Raw genomic sequence first — 16,651 nt, forward strand, 5'->3', positions numbered from 1 at the left:
GGTGTAACCCAGCCAAAGTTACGAATGTCTTTAGACGGCCGTTATTGCGCAGCCTGCCGGTAGGCCAGCGGCAGGCTGACCCGGAACGCCGCCCCGCCCTGCCCCGCGAGATAGTTGATCTCGCCGCCCAGCCGCTGCACGATCTCGCGGCAGATCGCCAGACCCAACCCCGCCCCCTGGGCCTTTTCGACCCCTACGCGGGCAAATTTCTCGAACACAACCGAACGCGCTTCGGGGGGGATGCCAGTGCCATTGTCCACGAAGTCAATCACCACCTGACCGCCAATGTCATGAGCCGAAATCGTCAGTTCCGGATCGGTCGCGTCGCAGTATTTCTGAGCGTTCGAAATCAGGTTGATGAACACCTGGGCGAGGCGGTCCAGATCCGTGTGCAGCGGAATCCGTTCAGCACCACGCACCCGCCGCACACTCAGAGTCTTTTCGGTTCCCGCAAGCGCGCTGGCGACCGCTCGATCCAGGACCGAGCGCAGCGTGTCGTCCCCCATATTCAGACTGACCTTGCCACTTTCAAGAACACTCAGATCCAGCAGATCGTCCAGCAAACGCGTCAAACGCAACGCCTCGTCATGAATGATCGCGGCATATCGGGTCTGTTCCTCGCGCTTCAGCCCGTCCGTGTCACGCATGATCTCGGAAAAAGCCCGGATCGAGGTCATTGGCGTACGCAATTCGTGGCTGACCTGACTGAGGAACGTGTCCTTTTGCTCGGAAATCTGCGTCAGCTTCGTGTTGGCTTCGCGCAGTTTCCGCGCCGTGCGGCTGAGTTCTGCGGACTTCTCCTCAAGCTTGCTAGAATATTCCAGCAGTTCCGCGGATTCGTCCGCGACCGCCAGCAGATCTTCGACGGAAACCGATGCACCGCCAACGATCTGTCCGATCATGGCATGGGCTGTAGCGGCACCAACCGAACCGCTCAACTCGCGTTCCAGCCGTTCCAGAAACCCCGGCGTCGGTTCAGGCAGATCGGCGCGCCCGCCCTGTTGTCTGGCCTCGGACTGAAAGAACTCCTGCGCGGGACCCGCACCCAGAATCCGCTGGGTCATGATCATCAGATCTTCGCTTTGAGCGACCGAACCGGTCCAGCCACCCGGCGCGACAGAGTGATCAAAGACATTGACGAACTGCGCACCCTGCAGGCGTTCAAGCGGGCTGGGAAAGCTCAGCAGCGAGGCGATACAGAAGGCAACGGTGTTCAGCGACATGGACCACAGGACGGAATGCACCATCGGGTCGATCCCCTCGATCCCGAACAGCGCCTGTGGCCGCAGCCAGCCCCAACCGAACAGCCCGTTCTGCACAACGCTGTCAGGCATTATGGCGCCGCCCATTCCCGGCAGAAGCAGGGTATAGATCCAGAGGACGAACCCAACGCTGAGCCCGGCAAGTGCTCCGGTTCGAGTGGCACCGCGCCAGAACAGGCCGCCGACCATTGCCGGCAGAATCTGGGATACACCCGCAAAAGCAATCAGACCGATCGAGGCCAAAGCCGCCCCGCCCCCCGACAGCCGGTAGTAAAAGTAGCCCAGCGCCATCAGGGCTGCGATGGACACCCGGCGGGACATCAACACCACGTTGCGCACGTCACCCGAAACCGAACCGGAACCTTCCTGCGTGCTCAGCCAGATTGGCATGACGATATGGTTCGATACCATGGTCGACAGCGCCATCGCAGTCACGATCACCATAGACGTGGCCGAGGAGAACCCGCCGATAAAGGACAGCATCGCCAGCCAGTCATTGCCCTGCGACAGCGGCACGGTCAGAACGAACAGGTCCGGGTTCGAGCCTTCGGGCAACAGATCCAGCCCCACAACGGCAATCGGAACGACAAACAGACTCATCAACAGCAGATACAGCGGAAATGCCCATGCAGCGGTTCGCAGATGACTTTCGTCATCGTTTTCCACCACCATGACCTGGAACATGCGCGGCAGACAGACAAAGGCAGCGGCGGACAGGAAAACAAAAGTGGTCCATCGGCCCGCATCCACGTTCCATCGACCGATATCCGACGCGTCGATACGCTCCATCATCGGGGAGATCCCACCCGCAACGCCCCAGACCACAAACGCACCGACGGCAAGCAGGGCGAACAGTTTCACCACGGATTCCAACGCGATGGCCGTCACCACACCGTGGTGTCGCTCGTTCGCGTCCAGGTTGCGTGTGCCGAACAGGATGGCAAAAACGGCAAGACCTGCCGCGACCCAGAATACACTGGAACCTTCGCGATAGAGGCCCGAGGGGTCCGCCTCGGCAAAAATGGAAAAGGACAGGGTTATCGACTGTAGTTGCAGCGCGATGTAAGGCGTGCCGCCCAGTACCGCCAGAATAGTCACACAGATGGCCAGCGTGTTGGACTTGCCGTAGCGGGAGGAGATCAGGTCCGCGATCGAAGTCACACGCTGACTGCGTCCGACCCGGACCAATTTGCGCAGGCCCCACCACCAACCGATCATCACCAAAGTCGGCCCCAGATAAATGGTCACGAATTCCAGCCCCGAACGGGCTGCGTTTCCGACCGCACCGTAGAAGGTCCAGGCGGTGCAGTAGATCGACAGGGAAAGCGTATATATCAGCGGTGAACGCAGCCATTTACCCTTGCCCGCTGCCGCCATTCTGTCGGCGGCGAACGCAACGCCAAACAGCAACACCACATAGCCCAGGCAGACCAGGATCAGGACGTTCAGCGTTGCCATTGATCCGTATCCGCTTCGGTTTCGTCGCGCCGGGACAAACGCCTGGCCGCATATCCAAATCCCACACTGGCCAGAATAAGCAGCCCCCAGCAGGCAAAGATGTAATAGATGGCCGAGGACAATGGCACGCCGGCCCCGGCGTTATCCACCGAGGGCCATAACAGCGGGATTGCAACAAGGGCGCCGCCGAGTACAGGCAGCAACCGGGCCGCGTCCATCAACCTGCGCCGGCGATACCCTTGACGTTCAAGAAACAGCGAAGACCGCCCCGCTGGCGGCTGATGGTCTTCGCTCTGGCTCATGTCCGGGTGGCCTGTGCGTGCAGGTCCCGCACCGCTGTCAGAACTTCGGCATTGGAAAACGGCTTGGTCATGAACCGGCTGACCCCGGCATTTTCAGCCATCTCGCGGTCACGGGACTGGCCCCGCGCAGTCAGCATCAGGACCGGCAGAGCTTTCATCTCGTCCAGCTCGCGTAAATCCCGCAGGATGTCCATGCCGTTTTTCCCCGGCAACATCACGTCCAGTATCACCAGATCAGGGTTTGCCTCCTGAATCACTTCAACCGCATCCGTACCCTCGGCATGGGTTTCGACCTGCCAGCCTTCACGCGTCAGCAAAAACCGAATGGCCTCAGCAATGTTCGGCTCATCCTCAATCAACAGAACCTTACGGCTCATATTTGCAATTCCTCCCCGAGACCGGCCACGCGCCTGGCGACCTGTCACATTCAGATTAAGCGCTATGTTACGAAACTGTCAAAAACCTTCACTCAGAATCGACGGTTCGCGGCGCGATCCGCATTCTGGGTTTGGGCACACACGGCAGCCGGGACCGGCGCGGACACTTGCATTACTTGTGTCTCCGGCAAACTCGACCGGTTGCACCAGCATGACAGACCGGTAATCCGGCCCGTCCTCGTGACCCGATATGCTATGCGGCCAGGCCACCGCATGACACTCGAATTCTGCCGCTGTTCTGCCAAGTTGCAGAACACGCCTGCGGATCGGCACCAATGGCCGGTTCAACGCCTGATACAACGGCCACAGCGGGCAGGCTTCGCCGTATCGCGGCAAGGCAAACCCTTGTACCGGCTTGAAGAAAAGGATGCTTCCCGAGGCGTCGCAGATCACGAGGCCTGTCGGGCGTGTCAGCGTGTCCTTGGGCAAAAAGGCCAGCCTGCGCAATACCGTGGCGTGGTCGACCGAAAACCGGGCCGCAAGTTTCAGCGGATCTGTTCCTGTATCAGCCAGGGCTGCCTTCAGTGGCTCAAGCGGCAGGGCCTGTGCGTCCTGTGCGTAGAGCCTCAGAAGATCGCGCGTGACGGCCCTGGCGGCACCAGAATCAAGCGCGTTGAGGTCTATTTCGCCGGTTGCTCCGTTCTCTTCGATCATTGGGAAATGGTGCGCATGATCCGAAAAGAACGCCTCGGCTTCTTCCAGTGGGACACCCCGGCGATCGTTTGCCGAGTCGTTGTCATCCAGATAGGCCACCAACGCCTTTGAACTGTCGGCCAGACGCTCTGCATCCTGATGCAGGTTTCGATGAAATCGGTCCTGCCACTCGGCCTCGATATCCCGGGTGTCGACCAGAATGGCTGCCGTGGATCGAATCGCTGCTGCCGTTGACAGAACCTCGTGCATGGATGCGGCCAGGTGCGGGTCATGCGTCAGGCGATCGGACAGTGTTTCGACTGTGCGTTCAAGCGACACGACCCGCCGATGCATCTGTGCCAGCACCTTCGCCCACCCAGGAAAGCGTCCGGCAAATTCTTCCAGCCCGTCAATTTCGGCGGAATGGCCGACCGATTCCGCCGCAGCCTCACGCAGGGCCGAAATCAGCGTGGCCTCGATACCTTGCGTCAGTACCGAAGGTTCCACCATCAGAACTGACGCTATATCGACCAACAGCTTACCGCCGATCCGGCGTCGATTGTGTTCGATCAGATTCAGGTAAGAGGCCGAAATGCCGACCTGCCGGGCAAGTTCGGACTGGCGCATACCAGCTATCTGCCGACGTTCCCTGATACGGCTTCCTGTCAATACACCCCGAATTGCAGCGCCCTCCCTTCGGTTGCCGCTACTGTATATCCCAGATTTGTTTTCAGATAAAATTATTAATAAAAGAAGTTTAGGGCAGTATTTTCAACCGGTCTTTACACAATTAACAAGCTATACCGCACCATGCGTTTCGTTTAATATTCACCAACAGACATCCCCGTTCGATCTATTTCTTCATACCACTTCATTTTCACCACAAATCCCGGCACGATACAGAAATGAGCGACCCTGCATTCGAATACGCGCCGATCGGCCTTGTCGAGTTGGAAAACCGGATCATCCGGCGATGCAATCTGCAATTCGCGCGCACCTTTGGCGGCGAAGAAGCGGAATATCGCAACATGCCTCTGCTGCATCTCTACCCGTCTGTGGCCGACTGGGAGCGCATTGGCGCGCGCAGTCTGCAGGTGATGCGCGATACGGGCTACTACACGGATGAACGCGTCATGCGTCGGCGCAATGGCGATCTGTTCTGGTGCCGGGCGCGCGGGCGCTCGCTGACGCCTGATGACCCGTTTCGACATGGAATCTGGAGCTTTTCCGATATCTCCGAAGAACGGCCACTGGTCGAGTTGACCGCGCGGGAACGCGAAGTGGCCATCCTGTCGTGCCGGGGGCTATCCGCCAAGGAGATCGGCGGAGAACTGGGCCTGAGCTATCGCACCATCGAGGCCTACCGCGCGCGGCTTCTGGAAAAGTTCGGCGCCCGGAAACTGCCCGAGCTTGTCGCCAAATTGTCGGGGATGCCATTATGAGCGCCTCACCCCCTCACGTTTCCGAATAAAACCCCAATTTAGAAGGGCGAGACGGCACTTTTCATGACCGATCGCATGGCTTATAACGCTGCCTAATCAGACCAAAGCCCGCACGAAACAGACGGGCCAAAGGGGAACCGTCGAGGACACTCATGACAGATACCAAGCACGAAGCGGATGTGGCGTTCATCAAGGCATTGGCCGAACTATTGCGCGAAAATGACCTGACCGAATTGCAGGTCAAGCGCGAGTATGGCGAGGAAGACAGCCTGAACGTACGCGTCAGCCGCATGTCGCAGGCCGTGCCTGCCCCGGTTCAGATGACCGTTCCGACCGCTGCACCGGTCGCAGCCGCCCCCGTTGCTGCTGCGGCTCCGGCCCCTGCGGAAGCGCCCGCCGCTGCCGAAGATCCCGCCAGCCACCCCGGCGCCGTGACGTCGCCCATGGTTGGCACTGTCTACATGCAGGCCGAACCCGGTGCACCCTCTTTCATCTCTGTCGGGGCATCCGTGTCCGAAGGGGACACGTTGCTGATTGTCGAGGCGATGAAGACCATGAACCACATCCACGCCCCCAAGTCGGGTACAGTCAAACGTATTCTGGTCGGCGATGGCGACGCTGTGGAATTCGGCACCCCTCTGGTCATCATCGAGTAAGGCGGGCCCATGTTCGACAAGATCCTGATTGCCAACCGAGGCGAGATCGCCCTGCGCGTGATCCGTGCCGCGCGCGAGATGGGGATTAAGACGGTCGCCGTGCATTCTACCGCTGACAGCGACGCCATGCATGTGCGTATGGCGGACGAATCGGTGTGTATCGGCCCTCCGCCCAGCCCGCAAAGCTACCTGTCGATGCCTGCGATCATATCGGCCTGTGAAATCACCGGCGCGCAGGCCATTCACCCCGGCTATGGCTTCCTGTCCGAGAATGCCGAGTTCGTGCAGATCGTCGAGGACCACGGCATTACCTTCATCGGCCCCACTGCGGAACATATCCGCATCATGGGCGACAAGATCACCGCCAAGGATACGATGAAAGCCCTGGGCGTGCCCTGCGTTCCGGGATCGGATGGCGGAGTGCCTGATCTGGCCACAGCCAAGCAGATAGGCGAGGAATTCGGCTATCCCGTCATCATCAAGGCCACCGCCGGTGGCGGCGGGCGCGGCATGAAAGTCGCGATGAATGCCGACGAGATGGAAAGCGCATTCATGACCGCGCGCGCCGAGGGCAAGGCCGCCTTTGGCAACGACGAGGTCTATATCGAGAAATACCTGACCACGCCGCGCCACATCGAGATTCAGGTGTTCGGCGATGGCAAAGGCAAGGCCGTACATCTGGGCGAGCGCGATTGTTCGCTGCAGCGTCGCCACCAGAAGGTGTTTGAAGAGGCCCCCGGCCCCTGCATCACCCCGGAAGAACGCGCCAAGATCGGCAAGGTCTGCGCAGATGCGGTGGCCAAGATTAACTACATCGGCGCCGGGACCATCGAGTTTCTCTATGAGAAAGGCGAGTTCTATTTCATCGAGATGAACACCCGCCTGCAGGTAGAACATCCCGTCACCGAAGGTATCTTTGGCGTCGATCTGGTGCGCGAGCAAATCCGCGTCGCCGCAGGTGAGCCGATGTCCTTCGGCCAGGACGATCTGGAGATCAACGGTCACGCCATCGAAGTTCGGATCAACGCTGAAAAACTGCCCAACTTCTCGCCCTGCCCGGGCAAGATCACAGCGTACCACGCGCCGGGCGGACTGGGCGTCCGGATGGATTCGGCGCTTTACGACGGGTATTCGATCCCGCCCTATTACGACTCTCTGATTGCCAAGCTGATCGTGCAAGGCCGTGACCGGGCCGAAGCGCTGGCGCGGCTGGAACGAGCGCTGGGTGAATTGATCGTCGACGGTATCGACACCACGGTTCCCCTGTTCCACGCGCTTTTGCAGGAATCCGACATTCACAGCGGTGACTACAACATTCACTGGCTGGAGCGTTGGCTTGCGCAAAACATGGCCCAGTAAGACAGCGGCATTGGGTGGTCACACCCACCCAATGCCCGGCCAAAAATCATGAGCCTGTCTCCTGAACTTCTGCTGCACGGGTATTCCATCGGTATCTTTCCGATGGCCGAGCACCGGGACGCGGCTGAACTGTTCTGGGTTGATCCCAAACTGCGCGGAGTTTTTCCGCTGGATGGGTTTCACATTTCCCGAAGCCTGGCCCGTCGCATACGAAACGCGGATTATTCGGTTTCAATCGATCGTGACTTCGCCGGCGTTGTCGATGGCTGCGCAGACCGCGCGGACACCTGGATAAACGCCGAACTGCGTGATCTATATCTGCAGCTTCATCGCTCGGGCCATGCCCATTCGCTGGAAGTATACGCCCAAGACAGATTGGTCGGAGGCGTCTATGGCGTGGCCCTCGGTGCCGCGTTTTTTGGCGAAAGCATGTTTTCGTACCATACCGATGCGTCGAAGATCGCCCTGGCCTATTTGGTGGACCGATTAAGTCAGACCGGATTTCAATTGTTCGATACGCAGTTTCTGACAGCGCACCTAGCCTCGCTTGGCGCAATTGAAATCCCGCGCGCGCGCTACCAGCAGGCTCTGGAAAGGGCGGTCAATGCCAGCGCTCATTTTTCCGCCGAAATCTCTCAAACCCCTCAGGGGGTCATACAGCGGATTACCCAAACGTCATAACGGGAATGGTCCAGCGCATTCAGCGCGGGCGAGGTTGCAATCATCCAGCCGTCAAACAATTGCTCGGTCTTGCCCTGTTCCCAGATTGTCAGGAAGGCAAACGCATCGCCGGTGGGATTTTCAATCGGATACCTGCAATCGCCCAAAGCGACATCCAGCCCAAAGATGGTCTGTGTCTCGCCGCTTCGCAACTCGACATCAACGGTCTGGCCACTGACCTTGTCCAGACCACGCAGCATGGCACCCGGCCCCGACGCCACTTTTTGCTGGGCCATTGCGCCGGTTGCGGACAGGACAAGCGCCAAAAGCGCTGCGCGCATCATTCGCTGCCGTCTCCTGCCACAAACTTGACCAGCAGTGAGATCAGGCTGACGGCACCCTGCGTATCCTCGACCACGTCTCCCGGTTCAAAAAAGAAGGGCGAACCGCCGGGCATGACTTCAACAAAGTTCCCGCCGAGCAACCCCTCGGAAGAGATCACGATGGCACTGTCATCCGGCACCAGGACACCATCCGCAATCGTGAAGGTTGTATCGGCACGATAGGTGTCGGCGTTCAGTTCAACACCCGTTACAGTCCCGATCTTCACCCCCGCTAAGCGCACGTCTGTTCCGACCCCCACACCTTCCAGGGATCGGAAGGACGCGCCCAGTTCATAGCCTGTGCGGTTTTGCGACAGGCCGGTGGATTGGCTGGCATAAACGCCAAATGCGACGGCGCATGCCAGTACAACACCGCCGACCAAGACTTCGGTCATGTTATGGGTAGACATCGCTCGCCTCGCCTATTCCGGGCTCCAGGCCTCATAGTCGGATCGCTCGACCGGTTCGGCCCGGCGCAACGATCCGGCAGGCATGTATGCCAAAGCTGTTCCCGTCAGGTTTTCCTGATGCGGTTTTTCCCAGGACTTGTGCGCAAGCGGCTTGTCGGTGGGCGGCTCATCCCAGGTACGGTGCAGCCAACCGTGCCAATCCGGATCGATCCGGCTGGCCTCGACCTCGCCATTGAAGATGACCCAGCGCTTGCTGTCATCGGCATTGCGGTAAAAAACATTGCCTTCGTTGTCTTCGCCAACCTTGATGCCATTGCGCGAGGTGAAAATCCGTGTGTTCAGGGTCGCCCCATTCCACCAGGTCACCGCCCGCAATAGAGTGTTCAGGATTCCCATCGGTTGCCTCCGGCATTTAAGTCAAGGAAGGTATGGACCAAAGGCCGGGCAAGGTCCAGTACCACGCAACGCAACTGCGTCATTCCGGCAAAACCGCGGTTACTTCTATTTCGATCCTGTATTTTGGGTCGATCAGGCCACACTCGATCATCGTCGCTGCCGGAGGGTGCTCTCCGAATATTTCGGCCAGGATTGGCCAGCACGGCGCAAATTCCATCCGGTCCGGCAGCATATACGTAACCCGAACCACGTCGGCGAAACCCGCTCCGGCCTCGGCCAGTGCCTTTTCGATGATGCCCAACGCAGACCGGCATTGTTCGGCCACCGTATCGCCCTGCCCGACCGTGCCCGCGACATGAACAAACCCACCGGCCACAACCGCGCGGCAATATCCGACCTTGGCCTCAAACTCGCCGCCCGAGGAAATACGCTTGATCACACTGCTCTCCTTAAGAAGGTTCATCCGGGGTTTGCACCGCGGTGCTTTCGCGAGGCTCTGCCTCGCGCTCCGGGATACTTGCGGCCAGATGAACAAGGGATCCTTTATTCATCTGGCTAAAAATATCCCGGGGGAATCGCGGCCTGCCGCGATGGGGGCAGCGCCCCCCTCGAAAGGGCGAAACCAACCGACTTTTCAGAACCGCGTCCGATCAACCCGCAGAGGCGGATTCCTGTCCGGCATCGGCATAGATGAACAGAGGCTGAGCGTCTGACATCACGGCCTCTTCGTTGACCACCACTTCGGTCACGTTTTTCATCCCCGGCAGGTCGAACATGGTATCCAGCAGGATGTCTTCGAGGATCGAGCGCAAACCACGCGCGCCGGTCTTGCGTTCGATGGCCTTCTTGGCGATTGCCTGCAATGCGTCATCGGTAAAGGCCAACTCGGCATCTTCCAGCTCGAACAGACGCTGATACTGCTTGACCAAGGCGTTCTTGGGCTTGGTCAGGATGGTGACCAAAGCGTCCTCATCCAGATCTTCCAGCGTGGCCAGAACCGGAAGACGGCCGACAAATTCCGGGATCAGGCCGAATTTCAGCAGGTCTTCCGGCTCAAGATCCTTGAAAATCTCGCCGACACCGCGCTCGTCATTCTCGCGGACGTCTGCGCCGAAACCCATGGCCGAACCCTTGCCGCGCTGCGCGATGATCTTGTCGAGGCCGGCAAACGCACCACCGCAGATGAACAGGATATTCGTGGTATCCACTTGCAGGAACTCCTGCTGCGGATGCTTGCGGCCACCTTGCGGCGGAACACTGGCCACGGTGCCTTCCATCAGTTTCAGCAGCGCTTGCTGGACGCCCTCGCCCGAGACATCGCGGGTGATCGATGGGTTTTCTGACTTGCGCGTGATCTTGTCGACTTCGTCGATATAGACAATGCCGCGTTGCGCACGCTCGACGTTGTATTCGCTGGCCTGAAGCAGCTTGAGGATGATGTTTTCGACATCCTCACCCACATATCCGGCCTCGGTCAGCGTAGTCGCATCCGCCATGGTAAATGGCACATCCAGAATCCGTGCCAGCGTTTGCGCCAGCAGGGTTTTGCCGCAACCGGTGGGGCCGATCAGCAGGATGTTCGATTTCGCCAGTTCAATATCATTGCCCGCCTTCTGGGCATGATTCAGGCGCTTGTAGTGGTTGTGCACGGCAACCGACAGAACCCGTTTGGCAGTGGCCTGACCGATGACATAATCGTCCAGCACCTCACAGATATCCTTGGGCGTCGGCACACCATCCGAAGATTTCAAGCCGCTGGCCTTGGTTTCCTCGCGAATGATATCCATGCACAGCTCGACGCATTCGTCGCAAATGAACACGGTCGGGCCGGCAATCAGTTTGCGCACCTCATGCTGGCTCTTGCCGCAGAAACTGCAGTAGAGCGTGTTCTTGCCGTCACCGCCTGAATTCGTCGCCATGTTCTACCTTTCGGGCTCCATCCCAGCGACCCCATCGAGCCGCGCTTGCCGCCTTTTGACGCAGCTTAGGCCAGCGCCGGGGCCGCTACAATCTCAAAATCGCACCTCGCGCAGTGCGCGCGAGGTTTTGAACTCAGGCCTCTTCTCCGCCCATCTTGGCGCGGTTTTCGACGATCTCGTCGATATGGCCCCAGTCCTTGGCTTCTTCCGGGCTCATGAAATTGTCACGATCCAGCGCTTTTTCAACCGCCTTTTTGGTCTGTCCGGTATGACGCACGTAGATATCATACAGGCGATCCTTGAGCTTTTGCGTCTCGGCCGCATGGATCATGATATCGCTGGCCTGACCCTGATAGCCACCGCTGGGCTGGTGCACCATGATCCGGCTGTTGGGCAGCGAAAAGCGCATGCCTTTCTCGCCGCCGGCCAGCAGAACCGAACCCATCGAGGCCGCCTGACCGATCACCAATGTCGAACATTTCGGCTTGATGTACTGCATTGTGTCGTAAATCGACAAACCGCTGGTGACGACGCCGCCGGGCGAGTTGATGTAGATCGAGATTTCCTTGTTCGGGTTTTCCGCCTCAAGGTGCAGCAGTTGCGCCACGATCAGGTGGCTCATGCCATCGTGTATCGGACCGTTGATGAAAATGATCCGCTCTTTCAGGAGGCGCGAGAAGATGTCGTATGCGCGCTCGCCCCGGCTGGTCTGTTCGACGACCATCGGGACAAGAGTGTTCATATATGTGTCTACGGGATCGAACATTCGGAACCTGCCTGCTTTGCTATGGATCGGGACACTACCCGAAGAAAAGTTACACGAGTCTTAGTATCGGCACAGAGGGGCTGCAAGGGGTCGGCTGACATCGGTCAGGTATTCTTGCTTTTGGAATTGTCGAGTGGCATTTGAGGGCGCTCGTGGTTTGGATCGGTGTCCGGAAAATCATCGAAATGCGGTTAGGCTTCGGTGGCGTATGTCTTTCATCACGGTATTTTGATGCGTGCATATTGTGATGCATGATCAATAACTGTATCTACACAGCCCATATTGAGCGTCTGTAATTGGTTAACACCTGCCCTTTTATCGGGCCAAAAAGGATCGGAACAATGGCACTGCGTCAGCTCGCACAGGACATGAACCCTGAAGACCTGGACCGTATGGTGACCAGCGCCACAGAAGCGTCCAACTTTCTAAAAGCTATCAGTCACGAAGGTCGCCTCATGATCCTGTGCCATCTGGTGTCCGGAGAGAAATCTGTGACCGAGCTGGAGACTTTGCTGTCTGCCCGTCAGGCCGCTGTATCGCAACAACTTTCCCGTTTGCGGTTGGAAGGCCTTGTGACGCCCCGCCGGGAAGGCAAAGCCATTTATTACCGCCTGGCAGATGATCGCCCGCGCCGGATACTGGAAGTGGTTTACGAGCTGTTCTGCGCCGGGAAACACGCCTGACAACTGTTCCACTACGGACAACGGACAGACCGTATAACTCAATGGTCACATACTGAACAACCGCGAAGGTCCTCCGCATATTGCGTCGGCGGCAGCAGTGTACCCTATATATAGTTGCGCACTTCAATAAGGTCATGTAGGGTGTTGCCCACAGGTGCATAGACGCGGCATTGCATATCCTGACACAAATGCGGGGTTCTTTTGCTCAAGCAAAAGAACCCCGCTCTCGTTGGCAGGTGAGTAGTGGCAGCCTGTATGAACCCGGGGTTCGAAAAAGGAAAAGGCGTCAGGTGCGCAGACGCGGTCTTTGCATGTATCCTTGCGGACACCCCTGACGCCTTGCCGGTCCGATCCGTCCCGAAAGACATCTCGATCCAGTTGCCCGGCCCCCGAAAGGACCAAAGCTGCTACGTCACGCTCAGTGTCGCGGCGCAGCACGCACGAACCGTCTGAGAGGCTGATCATCTGATCCGGACATAAAGCCCAACTCAACCGATCCGCCACCGGTAAGCCATTGTGATCAAAGCTAAATCCTAAGACCTGCCTTCATCACCGCGGCCCCCTTGGCCCTTGCGTCCCGCTTGGGTTCCTAAGAACCGCTGCGGTGATCAGACTGTTACATTCACACCATCAACCGACAAGAAAATAGCACTGCAGCATAAAAATTAGACGGGGATAACCTGTTGGTATCCACCGGGAAAGAGTTGTGGACAACTCTGAAATCCGCGATGCCGCGTGGGGTTGAGGGTGGATAAGTCCGGACATGAAACAGCGGCCCGATTTTGGGCGATTTCTGCAGGTGCGAAGGCCCCGTGCAGTGCCCTAGGCCGAAATTGCAGGGTTTGCACAACCATCGGACCCCCGATCTTTCGAATCGTACAAAGGAGATTCGCCGATACGCTGCACCATTTCCCACGCCCGCGCCCATCTGTGTGATCTGGTCACCTGCGCCCAGGATCCCCGCGAGGTGATCATCCGAACCCACCACGGCAAACCGCTGGCTGCGTTGATCTCGATCACCGAGGCCAGCCGAATCTGGCACCTGCAGGACAATGAAAAGATCGGGTGGAAACACCTTCTGAGCGGCATCCGCGGAATGTGGTCCGGGGCGGAACATTCCGGGGATGGAACCGGGGCCGGACGGCACCTATGTCACCGCGCGCGGGGCCGCGCTGAAGGTTCGCGAAATCCAGATGACCCGCGCCGAGGAACGCCGCATTCTTGCGCGGGGCGGTCTGGACCCTGTCGCGGGCGGCGAGCTTGCCGCCCGGCCTGTCCCCTCCTGGTGGAGACGCTGGTTCCGTTTTTGAGAAGCGTTCCGGCCCGGGCGGGATTACCTATTACGCGCTGCCAACGACAGCCAGTACCCCCTACAGCCCGACCGGGCCGGAAACACTTCAGTTCACCTGACGTTCCAGAACAGTGCTGTAGGTCGTTCCGTTCCGCAGGCTACGGAAATCCGCATATATCTTGCCATCCTCATAGCGGGCATCGATCAGGGCATTCACGCCAATCGTCGGATCGGCCGAGCTTTCGACGATGCCGATCTTGCCCGACCCGTCCAGACTGACCGAGCCTGTGGCGTCATAGACAGTCCAGTCCTCGCTGGCCGCACGCCGCCATTTGCTGGGTCCCCAGAACACGTTGTCCTGCTGCTTTTCGATATGCAGCACCCATTCGGCATTGTTAAAGCGCGGCACGTCACCGGTGGCGGTGCGCGAGGGTGAAACCGTGGTGTAGCTGCCGGCCCAGGTGCCGCGCAGATCCGGTGTGGTATCTGCCAGCGCGGCGGTTCCAAGGGCGAGTGTGGTGGCCAGAGCGGCGGCTCCGGCGGTCATGTATCTGGTCATGGGCTCTCTCCTTCTCTCTGCAAAACAGATTGGGAGGGCGAAAGCCGGTTACAACTTACCTAAGGGAAACTTCATGATCGGTTCATCTGACGCTCAGGCAACGCCCACGCGGATCGGGCGCGCGACCCTCTGCCCGCGCGCCCCATACCATGGCTTTAGACTGTTAAGTCAGTTCATCGTGATACTGCCGGTTATCGTGTTCACGAACGTCTTGGTTTCCGGATCGGTCAGCGACGAAAACGTGCCGCTCCCCGAAGCGGTGCCCCATCCGCCAGTGCCACCCGACACGGTCCAGTCCCCCGTCAGCGCGCCATCCGCGCCGAGGCCCTTGGCGACCCAGCTCAGCACCGCCTTGTCCCCTGACGCGGTGTCGAACACGCAGTTGCCGGTGCCCGAGGCCGCGCCCGCATTGATCAGCAAAGCGCCAAAGCAGGCCCCTGTCGCCCCTTCCAGCGGATGGCCGGACGGGACCTCGAAACTGTCGTAATTGGTCTGCGTCTTCACCACCGCGTGGCCGTCAGAAATGCCGTAGACTTCGTTGGTATTCATACCCATCCCCTTGCCCTCGGAATCATAGGTTTCCCCGGATGCCGAGGCGGCGAACAGTCCAATGGCAAGGACAGAGATTGCGGTCGTCTGAAAGAACTTTTGCATTATACCCTCTCGTTTCTGAGGCCTGGGCGTTGCAAGTTTCCGGACAAGAAATGCGTCCACCTGAACGCGGTCCCCCGGAGAGACAATACCACATTCTGATCAGATGGTTGGGTATTAATCGCGCGTATGGCGCAGCGGGTGGTCGGTGGAATTGAGGGCAGCGGTTGGTCCGAGGGGGTGAGCGGCGTCCCGGAATTCGTCCAGTGGACGAATTCAGCCGCGAACGGGCGGAGCCCCGGGGCGCAAACGCGTTTGCAACGGTTGATCAACAGAGCTGAGGGCAGCGCCGGCCCGAGGGGTGGCGCAAACGCGCCGCCCCATAGGGACGGGTCGGCGCGGCCCGGCGGTGCCGCCGGGCGGGTGGGTTGCATTGATGTGACAAATAAGAGTGCTTTAAGAATATAGTTCTATCTGGTTCCAGATTAAGTTATTGATCAATTTTCATAAGTTCTGGTTTGGAAATACTTTGAATAGATTCGAAAGGGATCAAACCTAGACTAAAGACTTCACCTTGTATCAAAAATTTTACCCCTCTCTCTGAAACTTTTTCTACATATAAGGCTCCTATGCCGCCCAAACCGAGCAACCTAACATTAATTACGCAACTCTCGGCGTCACGGCAGTTTGAAATCAAAATCGAAACAAATGGTCGGTCAATCAAGTAGTCAAATCGAGATGCCCCGGTCAGGGCAGAAAAGAAAACGGCAAACGCGGCAATCGCAGGTAACGATAAAGGGAGTGAAAGCAGGTACTTTCTTTGAAAAACCAGAAGCACCGGTAAGAACACTAGTGGAATGGCTGAAAATGCAAGAATGAGATAGCTCCTCCAGCCACTGGCATCAGAAAATCCATCTTTCAGTTCTGCATATCTTTCCTTCAATTCCGCATCCAATCTCGAAACGCGAATTAAGATAAAACAGATAATTATTAGTAAGAAAAAACCTTTAGCTATAAGCACGACCATTCGAAAAAAGTCTAAAAACAGGTAATGTCCAACCACAAAGAAGGTGCCAATCAGAATCACTGTCACCCATATAGTAGCATTGACTTCCACTTTGGTGGCTTCATCATCCTTTCCTTCTGCAATCAGCTTCCTTGCAGCGGATCCAAAAAAATTTATTAGCCGCATACCTATCAAAAGAATACCGGCCATGATGGAGACCACTATGTATTCAGAGGCAATAAACTTAGAATCTATTAACGAAATAGCAATCGTATCCAGTTTTAAAAGAAATCCAGCAAAATATGCCGCTGAGATAGAAAATATCGCAATAAGTGTTGATAAAATGGGAGCTAGTCGCCGCCCGCTATGTTCAAGCAATCTAAACCCAATATTTCCAGAACTTGATACACGTCGAAGGCGTGCCCTCTTCATTCCAGT

Annotated in this window: 20 protein-coding genes; 7 read left to right on the forward strand and 13 right to left on the reverse strand. The window is 57.9% G+C overall.

The window, feature by feature from the left end; all coding sequences use genetic code 11:
* Positions 1-41: 41 nt before the first annotated feature.
* The 4 genes from ACR0J2_RS08470 to ACR0J2_RS08485 form a co-directional block, all read right to left on the reverse strand.
* Positions 42-2,720, reverse strand: a complete 2,679-nt coding sequence (locus ACR0J2_RS08470) for an ATP-binding protein (RefSeq protein ID WP_170614689.1) — start codon at positions 2,718-2,720, stop codon at positions 42-44.
* Complete coding sequence (locus ACR0J2_RS08475; RefSeq protein ID WP_480812280.1) at positions 2,708-3,022, reverse strand: hypothetical protein; 315 nt, start codon at positions 3,020-3,022, stop codon at positions 2,708-2,710. The genes ACR0J2_RS08470 and ACR0J2_RS08475 overlap by 13 nt, the downstream gene beginning before the upstream one ends.
* A complete protein-coding gene (locus tag ACR0J2_RS08480; RefSeq protein WP_170807952.1) occupies positions 3,019-3,399 on the reverse strand; it encodes a response regulator in 381 nt (126 codons plus the stop codon). The genes ACR0J2_RS08475 and ACR0J2_RS08480 overlap by 4 nt, the downstream gene beginning before the upstream one ends.
* 78 nt (positions 3,400-3,477) lie before the next feature.
* The gene (locus ACR0J2_RS08485; RefSeq protein WP_170807966.1) at positions 3,478-4,773 is read right to left on the reverse strand and encodes a helix-turn-helix transcriptional regulator; all 1,296 of its coding nucleotides are present in this window, start codon (positions 4,771-4,773) and stop codon (positions 3,478-3,480) included.
* 224 nt (positions 4,774-4,997) lie between these two features.
* Between ACR0J2_RS08485 and ACR0J2_RS08490 the strand changes: the two genes are divergently transcribed.
* The 4 genes from ACR0J2_RS08490 to aat all read left to right on the forward strand — a co-directional run bounded on the left by ACR0J2_RS08490 (position 4,998) and on the right by aat (position 8,230).
* Positions 4,998-5,534, forward strand: coding sequence for a LuxR C-terminal-related transcriptional regulator (locus ACR0J2_RS08490; protein ID WP_170614692.1), 537 nt, complete (start codon positions 4,998-5,000; stop codon positions 5,532-5,534).
* A 152-nt stretch (positions 5,535-5,686) separates the two neighbouring features.
* On the forward strand, positions 5,687-6,190 hold the full coding sequence (gene accB, locus ACR0J2_RS08495; RefSeq protein ID WP_170807950.1) for an acetyl-CoA carboxylase biotin carboxyl carrier protein: 504 nt from the start codon (positions 5,687-5,689) through the stop codon (positions 6,188-6,190).
* A 9-nt stretch (positions 6,191-6,199) separates the two neighbouring features.
* A complete protein-coding gene (accC, locus tag ACR0J2_RS08500; protein WP_170614694.1) occupies positions 6,200-7,549 on the forward strand; it encodes an acetyl-CoA carboxylase biotin carboxylase subunit in 1,350 nt (449 codons plus the stop codon).
* 48 nt (positions 7,550-7,597) lie between these two features.
* The gene (gene aat, locus ACR0J2_RS08505) at positions 7,598-8,230 is read left to right on the forward strand and encodes a leucyl/phenylalanyl-tRNA--protein transferase (protein WP_170614695.1); all 633 of its coding nucleotides are present in this window, start codon (positions 7,598-7,600) and stop codon (positions 8,228-8,230) included.
* Here aat and ACR0J2_RS08510 read toward each other — a convergent pair.
* The 6 genes from ACR0J2_RS08510 to ACR0J2_RS08535 all read right to left on the reverse strand — a co-directional run bounded on the left by ACR0J2_RS08510 (position 8,194) and on the right by ACR0J2_RS08535 (position 12,083).
* Positions 8,194-8,553 (reverse strand): DUF2155 domain-containing protein, encoded by a 360-nt coding sequence (locus tag ACR0J2_RS08510; protein ID WP_480812281.1) that lies wholly within the window; start codon positions 8,551-8,553, stop codon positions 8,194-8,196. The genes aat and ACR0J2_RS08510 overlap by 37 nt on opposite strands.
* On the reverse strand, positions 8,550-9,002 hold the full coding sequence (gene mlaD, locus ACR0J2_RS08515; protein WP_170614697.1) for an outer membrane lipid asymmetry maintenance protein MlaD: 453 nt from the start codon (positions 9,000-9,002) through the stop codon (positions 8,550-8,552). Before mlaD ends, ACR0J2_RS08510 begins: the two co-directional genes overlap by 4 nt.
* A gap of 12 nt (positions 9,003-9,014) precedes the next feature.
* Entirely contained in the window at positions 9,015-9,398 is a 384-nt protein-coding gene (locus ACR0J2_RS08520; protein ID WP_170807948.1) for an NADH:ubiquinone oxidoreductase subunit NDUFA12, read from the reverse strand.
* 79 nt (positions 9,399-9,477) lie between these two features.
* A complete protein-coding gene (locus tag ACR0J2_RS08525) occupies positions 9,478-9,837 on the reverse strand; it encodes a RidA family protein (protein ID WP_480812282.1) in 360 nt (119 codons plus the stop codon).
* A gap of 211 nt (positions 9,838-10,048) precedes the next feature.
* Entirely contained in the window at positions 10,049-11,317 is a 1,269-nt protein-coding gene (clpX, locus tag ACR0J2_RS08530) for an ATP-dependent Clp protease ATP-binding subunit ClpX (RefSeq protein WP_170614700.1), read from the reverse strand.
* A 133-nt stretch (positions 11,318-11,450) separates the two neighbouring features.
* Entirely contained in the window at positions 11,451-12,083 is a 633-nt protein-coding gene (locus ACR0J2_RS08535) for an ATP-dependent Clp protease proteolytic subunit (RefSeq protein ID WP_170614701.1), read from the reverse strand.
* Positions 12,084-12,424: 341 nt separating this feature from the next.
* Between ACR0J2_RS08535 and ACR0J2_RS08540 the strand changes: the two genes are divergently transcribed.
* The 3 genes from ACR0J2_RS08540 to ACR0J2_RS08550 all read left to right on the forward strand — a co-directional run bounded on the left by ACR0J2_RS08540 (position 12,425) and on the right by ACR0J2_RS08550 (position 14,076).
* A complete protein-coding gene (locus ACR0J2_RS08540) occupies positions 12,425-12,766 on the forward strand; it encodes an ArsR/SmtB family transcription factor (RefSeq protein WP_480812283.1) in 342 nt (113 codons plus the stop codon).
* Between the two features lie 243 nt (positions 12,767-13,009).
* Positions 13,010-13,219 carry a hypothetical protein gene (locus tag ACR0J2_RS08545; protein WP_170807946.1) on the forward strand — a complete coding sequence of 70 codons (210 nt, stop codon included), beginning with the start codon at positions 13,010-13,012 and terminating at the stop codon, positions 13,217-13,219.
* 671 nt (positions 13,220-13,890) lie between these two features.
* Positions 13,891-14,076 (forward strand): hypothetical protein, encoded by a 186-nt coding sequence (locus ACR0J2_RS08550; protein ID WP_480812284.1) that lies wholly within the window; start codon positions 13,891-13,893, stop codon positions 14,074-14,076.
* Positions 14,077-14,163: 87 nt separating this feature from the next.
* Here ACR0J2_RS08550 and ACR0J2_RS08555 read toward each other — a convergent pair whose 3' ends face one another.
* The 3 genes from ACR0J2_RS08555 to ACR0J2_RS08565 all read right to left on the reverse strand — a co-directional run bounded on the left by ACR0J2_RS08555 (position 14,164) and on the right by ACR0J2_RS08565 (position 16,645).
* On the reverse strand, positions 14,164-14,616 hold the full coding sequence (locus tag ACR0J2_RS08555; RefSeq protein ID WP_480812285.1) for a hypothetical protein: 453 nt from the start codon (positions 14,614-14,616) through the stop codon (positions 14,164-14,166).
* 168 nt (positions 14,617-14,784) lie between these two features.
* The gene (locus tag ACR0J2_RS08560) at positions 14,785-15,270 is read right to left on the reverse strand and encodes a hypothetical protein (protein ID WP_170614706.1); all 486 of its coding nucleotides are present in this window, start codon (positions 15,268-15,270) and stop codon (positions 14,785-14,787) included.
* A gap of 427 nt (positions 15,271-15,697) precedes the next feature.
* Entirely contained in the window at positions 15,698-16,645 is a 948-nt protein-coding gene (locus tag ACR0J2_RS08565) for a hypothetical protein (protein ID WP_480812286.1), read from the reverse strand.
* Between the last annotated feature and the right edge of the window lie 6 nt (positions 16,646-16,651).

It is taken from the genome of Ruegeria sp. CG4, from assembly GCF_056537185.1.

Excerpts from the sequence above, each read along its gene's own strand:
- ACR0J2_RS08470 (WP_170614689.1), bottom strand. The coding sequence starts at position 2,720 with ATGGCAACGCTGAACGTCCTGATCCTGGTCTGCCTGGGCTATGTGGTG.
- ACR0J2_RS08475 (WP_480812280.1), bottom strand. The coding sequence starts at position 3,022 with ATGAGCCAGAGCGAAGACCATCAGCCGCCAGCGGGGCGGTCTTCGCTG.
- ACR0J2_RS08480 (WP_170807952.1), bottom strand. The coding sequence starts at position 3,399 with ATGAGCCGTAAGGTTCTGTTGATTGAGGATGAGCCGAACATTGCTGAG.
- ACR0J2_RS08490 (WP_170614692.1), top strand. The coding sequence starts at position 4,998 with ATGAGCGACCCTGCATTCGAATACGCGCCGATCGGCCTTGTCGAGTTG.
- accB (WP_170807950.1), top strand. The coding sequence starts at position 5,687 with ATGACAGATACCAAGCACGAAGCGGATGTGGCGTTCATCAAGGCATTG.
- accC (WP_170614694.1), top strand. The coding sequence starts at position 6,200 with ATGTTCGACAAGATCCTGATTGCCAACCGAGGCGAGATCGCCCTGCGC.
- aat (WP_170614695.1), top strand. The coding sequence starts at position 7,598 with ATGAGCCTGTCTCCTGAACTTCTGCTGCACGGGTATTCCATCGGTATC.
- ACR0J2_RS08510 (WP_480812281.1), bottom strand. The coding sequence starts at position 8,553 with ATGATGCGCGCAGCGCTTTTGGCGCTTGTCCTGTCCGCAACCGGCGCA.
- mlaD (WP_170614697.1), bottom strand. The coding sequence starts at position 9,002 with ATGTCTACCCATAACATGACCGAAGTCTTGGTCGGCGGTGTTGTACTG.
- ACR0J2_RS08520 (WP_170807948.1), bottom strand. The coding sequence starts at position 9,398 with ATGGGAATCCTGAACACTCTATTGCGGGCGGTGACCTGGTGGAATGGG.
- clpX (WP_170614700.1), bottom strand. The coding sequence starts at position 11,317 with ATGGCGACGAATTCAGGCGGTGACGGCAAGAACACGCTCTACTGCAGT.
- ACR0J2_RS08535 (WP_170614701.1), bottom strand. The coding sequence starts at position 12,083 with ATGTTCGATCCCGTAGACACATATATGAACACTCTTGTCCCGATGGTC.
- ACR0J2_RS08540 (WP_480812283.1), top strand. The coding sequence starts at position 12,425 with ATGGCACTGCGTCAGCTCGCACAGGACATGAACCCTGAAGACCTGGAC.
- ACR0J2_RS08550 (WP_480812284.1), top strand. The coding sequence starts at position 13,891 with ATGGAACCGGGGCCGGACGGCACCTATGTCACCGCGCGCGGGGCCGCG.
- ACR0J2_RS08555 (WP_480812285.1), bottom strand. The coding sequence starts at position 14,616 with ATGACCAGATACATGACCGCCGGAGCCGCCGCTCTGGCCACCACACTC.
- ACR0J2_RS08560 (WP_170614706.1), bottom strand. The coding sequence starts at position 15,270 with ATGCAAAAGTTCTTTCAGACGACCGCAATCTCTGTCCTTGCCATTGGA.
- ACR0J2_RS08565 (WP_480812286.1), bottom strand. The coding sequence starts at position 16,645 with ATGAAGAGGGCACGCCTTCGACGTGTATCAAGTTCTGGAAATATTGGG.